The sequence below is a fragment of the Klebsiella indica genome (genome assembly GCF_005860775.1).
Taxonomy (GTDB): domain Bacteria; phylum Pseudomonadota; class Gammaproteobacteria; order Enterobacterales; family Enterobacteriaceae; genus Klebsiella; species Klebsiella indica.
In genome coordinates this window covers 1-7,392 of the sequence record NZ_VCHQ01000047.1, presented here as the reverse complement: position 1 = coordinate 7,392, position 7,392 = coordinate 1, and the positions used below count along the sequence as shown (strand labels likewise).

At 52.8% G+C, this 7,392-nt stretch carries 7 protein-coding genes and 1 pseudogene; 1 reads left to right on the top strand and 7 read right to left on the bottom strand.

The genetic code is table 11. The features are described from left to right. Nucleotides 1-286 (top strand): annotated as a pseudogene (locus FE839_RS24185) (IS5/IS1182 family transposase); the annotation flags it as partial. Nucleotides 287-672: 386 nt separating this feature from the next. Here FE839_RS24185 and FE839_RS24180 read toward each other — a convergent pair. From FE839_RS24180 to FE839_RS24155, 7 genes are all read right to left on the bottom strand, one after another. Then, nucleotides 673-1,851: an acetyl-CoA C-acetyltransferase gene (locus tag FE839_RS24180; RefSeq protein ID WP_138363250.1), complete on the bottom strand. Its 1,179-nt coding sequence runs from the start codon at nt 1,849-1,851 to the stop codon at nt 673-675. Between the two features lie 18 nt (nt 1,852-1,869). Continuing rightward, nucleotides 1,870-2,013, bottom strand: a complete 144-nt coding sequence (locus tag FE839_RS24745; protein WP_171034960.1) for a hypothetical protein — start codon at nt 2,011-2,013, stop codon at nt 1,870-1,872. Between the two features lie 113 nt (nt 2,014-2,126). Next, nucleotides 2,127-2,771, bottom strand: coding sequence for a 3-oxoacid CoA-transferase subunit B (locus FE839_RS24175; RefSeq protein WP_138363249.1), 645 nt, complete (start codon nt 2,769-2,771; stop codon nt 2,127-2,129). After that, nucleotides 2,768-3,433: a CoA transferase subunit A gene (locus tag FE839_RS24170; RefSeq protein ID WP_138363251.1), complete on the bottom strand. Its 666-nt coding sequence runs from the start codon at nt 3,431-3,433 to the stop codon at nt 2,768-2,770. Before FE839_RS24170 ends, FE839_RS24175 begins: the two co-directional genes overlap by 4 nt. A gap of 3 nt (nt 3,434-3,436) precedes the next feature. After that, nucleotides 3,437-4,606 carry a thiolase family protein gene (locus FE839_RS24165; RefSeq protein ID WP_138363248.1) on the bottom strand — a complete coding sequence of 390 codons (1,170 nt, stop codon included), beginning with the start codon at nt 4,604-4,606 and terminating at the stop codon, nt 3,437-3,439. Between the two features lie 138 nt (nt 4,607-4,744). Beyond that, entirely contained in the window at nt 4,745-5,593 is an 849-nt protein-coding gene (locus tag FE839_RS24160) for a beta-keto acid cleavage family enzyme (RefSeq protein ID WP_138363247.1), read from the bottom strand. Nucleotides 5,594-5,855: 262 nt separating this feature from the next. Next, nucleotides 5,856-6,851: an enoyl-CoA hydratase/isomerase family protein gene (locus FE839_RS24155; protein WP_138363246.1), complete on the bottom strand. Its 996-nt coding sequence runs from the start codon at nt 6,849-6,851 to the stop codon at nt 5,856-5,858. Nucleotides 6,852-7,392 lie beyond the last annotated feature (541 nt).

Here is a 7,392-nt window from a genome sequence, read left to right as displayed (position 1 = left end):
TATCCCTCCCCGGAAAGGCGCGGGTTACTGGCCGGGTGAATATGCGGACCGAAACCGTGCAGTGGCAAATCAACGGCTGAGCGGGAGCAATGCCCGGTGGAAATGGACGACAGATTATAATCGTCGCTCAATAGCCGAAACGGCAATGTACAGGGTAAAGCAGTTGTTAGGCGGTTCGCTGGCGCTACGGGACTACGACGGTCAGGTTGCAGAGGCTTTGGCGCTGGTGCGTGCACTGAACAAAATGACGAAGGCGGGTATGCCAGAAAGCGTGCGCATTGCCTGAACAGTGAGCTGTTACAGGAAGACTCGCCTCAAATCTGATTTATTCAACAAAGCCATCTGCTCTTCATATATAGAGCGGGCTTTGTGGATCCCCTGCGCTTTTTCAATAAAACTCAGCTCTACGTCCCAGAATAAAACGTATTATTTTCGCCTGATACCCCCCCTGATTTAACGCTTTTTATTTCCTGTACATCATTCGTTTTCTTCTATCTGATAAATAAAATTGCAGGACGACTATAACGCCCCCTGAATTAATCCACGCAAAGCATAAAATACGTAAGCATCACCCGGGTCCAGCCAGGGGTAACCAGACGCGTCATTATTTGCCCAAACGTATGGCTTATCAGAATAGCTATAAATAACGGCATTACAGCAAATGAATGATGATTAAATCCGCTCGACAATCATGGCCACGCCTTGCCCGCCGCCGACACAAAGTGTCGCCAGCCCCAGCGTTTTATCTCTGGCTTTTAGCGCATGTAGTAATGTCACCAGAATACGCGCGCCGGATGCGCCGACAGGATGCCCCAGGGCGATGGCCCCGCCATTCACGTTTGTTTGCTCCATATCCAACTTCAACTCACGGCTAACCGCAATAAATTGCGCAGCAAACGCCTCGTTAGCTTCCACTAAATCAAGGTCTTTTACTGTCAGCGCCGCCAGTTGTAATGCTTTACGTGTCGCGGGTAATGGCCCCAGGCCCATAAATACGGGGTCGACGCCACTGACGGCATACCCGCAGATACGCGCTAACGGCTGGATTCCGAGGCTGGCCGCCTTCTCCTCACTCATGACAACCAACGCCGCCGCGCCATCGTTGATACCGGAAGCATTCCCCGCAGTCACCGTCCCGGCAGGGTCGAACGCGGGTTTTAGTTGCGCCAGGCTCTCCAGCGAAGCCTCTTTCCGGGGGTATTCATCAACAGCAAACACGCTGTCGCCACGTTTGTCGCGCACGGTTACCGGGACAATCTCCTGTTTAAAATCCCCGCGGGCAATCGCGGCAGCCGCTCGCTGTTGGGACAACAGGGCGATGTCATCCTGTTCCTGGCGGCTGACATGGCAGCGGCGGGCGACATTTTCCGCCGTCACACCCATGTGATAATGGTTGATAGCGCAAAACAGACCATCGTTGACCATGCTATCGACGACCCGACCTTCACCCATGCGGTAACCCCAACGCGCTTTATCAAGCAGATAAGGCGCCGCCGACATGTTCTCCATCCCCCCGGCCAGCACGACTTCCGCACCGCCGGATGCGATACTTTGCGCGGCCAGGATAACGCTCTGCAACCCAGAGCCGCATACGATGTTAATGCTGGTTGCGGGTTTATCTTCCGGCACGCCCGCCTGCAACATCGCCTGACGGGCCGGGTTCTGGCCCAGCCCCGCCTGGAGCACATTACCGAAAGTCACCTCATCCACAACTGACGCATCAATCCCCGCCCGTTCAATCGCGCTTTTCATCACGACCGCCCCCAACTGCGGCGCAGTAACCTGGCTCAAACTGCCGCCAAATTTACCGATAGCTGTACGCACAGCACTCACAATAACGAGTGATTTCATGTTTACCTCTTACCCTTGTCAGTCGCGCCAATATTTACGGGCGTGGTCATCTACTTTTCCAGAGAGCAATAAGCCCACTCCCACCAACAAAATATAAAAACCGCCTGTCGCAATCCCCAACGTCCAGATAGCCTGCATACGCTGCAATTGGTTGATATTCATTGAGAACCCTGCCTTACTCGATTGATGGCATACCCGGGTTTGTTCGTTATCTGAGTCGATGATGTGCGACAGGAAATAAACAACCCCACTCACACTGCGATAACGCGCCAGACTCAGGCTGGCATGGTTTTCAACTGGCGAGAGACAATAAGCCGGGGTTCGACCTGGCGCTGAATATCGTCAGGGGTGAGGCCTTCCAGTAACTCGCTTAATACCAGGCCATCGGATGTCACATCAATGACGCATTGCTCGGTCACAATATGATCAACACACCCTTGCCCGGTCAGCGGGTAACTGCATGTATTCACGACTTTCGGTTTGCCGTCTTTCGTGCACAGTTCCATCGTGACAATCACTTTTCGCGCGCCGCTCACTAAATCCATCGCCCCGCCCATACCGAATACCCGGCCTGGCTGCGCCCAGTTGGCCAAATCGCCATTTTCCGCCACTTGCAGCCCGCCTAACACGGTTGCAGCCAGCTTGCCAGAGCGCACTAACGCGAAGGACTCCGCGCTATCAAACGCGCTGGCGCCCGGCACGGGCACAAAACGCAATGCGGTCGCATTGGAGAACGCTTCCACCGCCAGCGTGCCTTCCACTAATGGCCCCATCCCCACCAGGCCATTTTCGGTATGAAACATGACGCCGGCAGGCGCGTAATCGCTGCACAAGCTGGGGATACCAATGCCTAAATTGATGACATCGCCGTCTGAGAAGTATTCCGCCGCCCGACGGGCAATCCTGTTACGAGCGTTCATAGCCTGCCTCCTTCACGCGCCAGAATTTTATCCACGTAAACACCGGGGGTAATGATGCTGTCGATGCTGCATTCATCGACATCCACCAACATATCGGCATCGACGAGCGTCAGCCGCGAGGCTTTAGCAACCATCGGGTTGAAATTACGCATCGTCCCACGATAAGTCAGGTTGCCCAGGGGATCGGCGGTTCGCGCGCGCACCAGGCCGATGTCTGCCCGTAATGCCGTTTCCAGCAGCCATATCTCGCCATCGACATCAATATGTTGCTTGCCTTCATCCACTAACGTGCCCAGCCCCGTGCGCGTCAGTACGCCGCCCAACCCGGAGCCGCCGCAACGCATGCGTTCCGCCAGGCTACCTTGCGGCACCAGTTCCAGCTCAATCTTACCTTCGGCCACCAGCGCGACGGTTTCGGTGTTACGTCCGATGTGGGACGCGATGAGCTTATCCACTAACCCATGGTGGACCAGACGGCCCACGGTCAAATCCGCGTCGCCGCTATCATTACTGATCAAGGTAAAATGCCGCGCGCCGCTGGCTATCACACAATCAATCAGGCGATTAGGAACGCCGTGGTTGGCAAACCCACCGCACATTAACGTCTGCCCGTCTTCAAACAACGCGATAATCTCTTCGGGCAAGGCAATTTTATTTACCATCATCTATTCCCTCGTCAGCAGTACGGCAACACCTTGTCCACCGCCGACACAAAAGGTGATCACCGCGTTATTCAGGTGACGGTCACGCATGTCATATACCGCCTTCGTCGTCAAAATGGCGCCAGTACCCGCTAATGGATGGCCCATCGCAATCGCGCCCCCATTGGGGTTGACGTGGTCAATGTCCATACCGATTTCGTGGATGCAGGCCAGCGACTGCGCGGCAAACGCTTCATTCAGCTCCCACAGGTCAATATCATTCACGGTTAACCCGGTCTGGCGCAGCAATTTCGCTGTCGCGGATATCGGCCCCAGCCCCATGTAATTCGGGTCACCTCCCGTCACCGCATAGCCGCGAAATACCGCCAGGATGTCGCGCCCGGAGCGTTCAGCCAGCTCACGTTCCATCACAACCAGGGCCCCTGCGCCATCGCTCATCGGCGAACTATTCCCTGCCGTGACGATGCCATCAGGGCGGAAACTTGGACGCAACGTAGCCAGCGCGTCCAGCGAGCAATCGGGGCGAACCGACTCATCCCGCGTCACCGCCGTTTCTTTCCCTTTCCTGTCCTTCGCCGGGACGGGCACAATCTGTTCGTCAAAACGCCCGCCTTTCCAGGCGGCGCTGGCCAGACGGTGGCTACGCAGTGAAAACTCATCCAGTTGACGACGCGTAAAGCCATAACGCGCGGCGATATTCTCGGCGGTAATCCCCATCGGCGGGTTGCCTATCTGATCTGGCGCCGTGTGAATTTCCACAATGCGGGGCGGTTGCACTGAATAAGCGGTCTCTGTTTTTTCCTGCATCCAGGGACGTCGTGAGTCACTTTCAACGCCGCCCGCGACAATCACATCGGCAAACCCCGCCATAATCTGGATAGCCCCATACGCCAGCGCGTTCAGCGACGCGGCGCACTGGCGGTCCAGCGTGATGCCCGGTACGGAGACAGGCAGCCCCGCCTCCAGCGCCACCATCCGCCCCATGTTGTTGATTTCATGGTTCATCAGATTGGCGAAAATCACGTCATCAATACGTTCCGCATCAATCCCCGCCCGGTGAACCGCTTCTTTCACAGCCAGCGCCCCCAATACATGCGCTGGCACCGGCGCCAGTACGCCACGGCATTTGCCAATTGGGGTACGCGCCGCCGAAACAATAACTGCTTCTCTCATAAATCGTTCTTCCTGACCGCATCAGCATATTCATGCCAGTGCCTGTTAACGAATTCCCCCTCTGCTGCGCAGCCAGCTCATCTGCCGCGAACAACAAAGACAAGGGAAAGAGCCACCCGTCTGCCGATAACCAAAGCGTCATCCGACATGCAGTGGAGGGATGCCCAGAATTTCCCGGGCGATGGCGGAGGTGGCGACGCATTTGCCGCACAGGCGTATGGCTTGCCCGGCGCGCTCTACCAGTTGCGCATTAGTGGCTTTCACCCCTTTGCTGAAATAGACGTTATCTTCCAGCCCCACACGCACATGCCCCCCTAACGCCAGTGCGGCGAACAGAATCGGGAGGTGGTATTTACCAATGCCGAATGCCGACCATGTCGAACCGGCGGGAATATGCGAAGCCAGATACAGCAAGTTTTCCACCGACGCCGCCATGCCGCCCGGCACCCCCAGGCAGAACTGGTAATGCAGGGGCGCGCGCATCGCGCCCTGTTCAACGAAATAACGGGCAATGCCGAGCATGCCGCTGTCGAAGATTTCCACTTCAGGTTTAATGCCGCGTTCTGTCAGGACTTTCCCCAGTTGCTCAAGAAACTGGGGAGAATTGATAAATACGCCGCCGGGCATCCAGTTAAACGAGCCCGCGTCCCAGGATGCCATTTCAATGCCATCCAGCGTGGAGACGTGCGCCATACGCTGGGCATCATCGGCCCGGCTATCACCCGAAGTGGTGCAGTTGATAATGACGTCGCAATCCCGATAGTTACGCAGCAACCGGATAGTTTCCGCGAAACGTTCCCTGTCCATGGTCCCTGTCCCTTTTTCATCGCGCATATGCAAATGAACAACGGCCGCCCCTTTTTGCCAGCAATGGTAGGCGTCGGCAGCGATTTCCTCCGGCGTCAACGGGATATATTCGTTAATATCTTTTGGCGTAACGGCACCGGTCAGGGCAGCGGAAATAATGACATCGTTTTGTGTACTCATGAGTTCACTCCCGCTCACTATTCTTTCTACGGTTTGAAATCAGGCGTTATGCATACCCAACGCCCCGATTTATTATTTCGCAAATTGATGCGCTATATTTATTTCTAAAAAAATCTATTCAGATGAAGATAAAAATCAACGTTGCATTGAATAAGATACCGCAACACCCGTGTTATTTTTCTTCATGGCATTTCGGTACCTTATATAAATCCACATGTGTTTTTATTTTAATAATCGCGCACCAGAACCACGTGAGGGTTCATTATTTTATTTCATCTTCTTCCTGGCCGCCGTCAATACGGGGACGAACAATCTTTCCTTTTTTCTCCGCGGCTTTAACCAACTCAGCTTCTTCTTTAGCCCACTGCCAGTAATTCACTTCGTGGGGCGAGTGTTCGGTCGCCGTTACATACATTTCCGTGGCGAACGCATTACGCAACTCGTTCGCGATGTCCTCTTTCCAGGCCTTACGCAATTGCTGCGTGGTAATACGGCGCGTCACACGCGTACCGGTACGCATAATGAGTTCGGCAATTTCCCATGCACGGTCATAGCAGGCTTCGGTATCCGTACAAATTTCATTGACCATACCCAGCGCCAGCGCCTTACGTGCGGTAATAATTTCACCCGTCAACTCAGCATAAGCGTATCGCTTACGGCCCATTAATTCGCGCCAGGCAATCCCGATACCATCTCCAGGCACCATATTTACCCGGAAATGCATCTCTGTCGTCCAGGCATCTTCCGTACAAAGCGTGATGTCACTGAATAACACCAGGTCGGTATGAAACGCCGCGCCATTCCAGACCCCAATGGTGGGGACTTCCACATCGAACACCTGGCCTTCAATATCGTTTGTACCGTCATAATATTGGTATTCATACATCTTCCAGGCTTCTTCCGGCGCGGAAGAAAACTCCGTCGCGGGCTGCCAGTTACCTTTATTATCAACCCGGCCAATGCCTTTCATAAAATCAGGCCCGGTTCCCCCAAGAATAATAATTTCGTTCTCAGGGTCTCTTCCGGCCCAGTCGAAGAAATAATGCAACCCCTGGTGAGCGGGAGCGCCCCACTGCAAACTATCACCATTAGTATGTAAACGCGCCTCGAGAATGCCGTTTTTACGCTTCATGGTGAAGCAATGCTTCAGCCTTTCTGAGTATTCTTCAAAAGGCATGTGCGGAATCGTCCCCAACTCTTTATGTGACATTTCTTTACGTTTTCCAGCATCGGATTCGTAATTGGCTTTAATCACCATGAAGAACTCCTTTATTGTATAAAAAGACCAGTAATATAGAGAAAATCTGTATCATCGAATCACAGTAAATAATGCTTATGCACTGTATTTATTTACGACTTTTTGATTAAAAGAATAATAACCAATAAAAGCTCATACACAGCACCGACTGATAAAACAGCAGATAATAAACCAAATGAAACCCTCTAAAACTCAAACTACAAATACTATTTTTCGGTGATGATTTGAACATAGCACACGGAAAGAAATAGAGAAATTCTTTTTATTTTCACGGCTATGCGATTCCAGCATAACCAGGGGGGGGGGGGAAGTGAAGAAATAAACCACATATCGCAATAAAAAATAAAGCGTTATATTCATGAATACGTAATATCTCCCGTGTAGGCCATGGTATGTTTTCGTGATAACAATCACAGTGAAAATCTATCTTATCATGCGCAATTTAAATAAACGGGGATTAAAAAAGAATTACCACATCCAGACATGATTACGTATAATCAATCACGACATGTTTAGTTACCAACAATTAACCTTATCTTAA